This window comes from Mesorhizobium sp. M7A.F.Ca.CA.003.01.2.1 (assembly GCF_003998945.1).
Lineage (GTDB): Bacteria > Pseudomonadota > Alphaproteobacteria > Rhizobiales > Rhizobiaceae > Mesorhizobium > Mesorhizobium ciceri.
Genome location: NZ_RZRA01001685.1, coordinates 1 through 439 on the forward strand (window position 1 = coordinate 1; position 439 = coordinate 439).

Consider the following 439-nt stretch of genomic DNA (forward strand, 5'->3'; position numbering starts at 1 on the left):
GAACCGGGACATGCGCCAGCGGCCATTCGCGTTCATTGGCGCCGGCCTTGTCATAGACGCGGTAATAAACGCCGGCATCGCGCAGATACTGGTCGGCGCGGGCAAAGCGCTGGCCGAGCTTTTCAGCACCGAGTTCCTCGAGCGCCTCGACAAAATGCTTCCAGGCCGGGCGAGGATTGCCCGATGCATCGACCATCTCGTCGACGACGCCGTCTATGGGCTGGTAGTGCTCCAGCAGGCTGTGGGTCTGCGGCTTGCCGCGTCCCCTCTTGTGATTCCCCTTTGCCATTGCTGATCAGAGTCTTGCCGGCCGCCGAAGGTCAAGGGTCATCGGGAAATCTTCCGCCGGTTGTTCTTCACGGATCACATAGGCGGATGGCGTATGGCCACGCGGTTCGAAGCGGGCGAGCCGCCGAGCTTCCGCCTCGTTGCCATTGAC

The 439-nt window shown here is 62.6% G+C and carries 1 pseudogene; it reads right to left on the bottom strand.

Annotated features, from left to right (window positions below):
• Positions 1-289, bottom strand: a pseudogene (locus tag EN969_RS34940) (hypothetical protein); the annotation flags it as partial.
• Positions 290-439 lie beyond the last annotated feature (150 nt).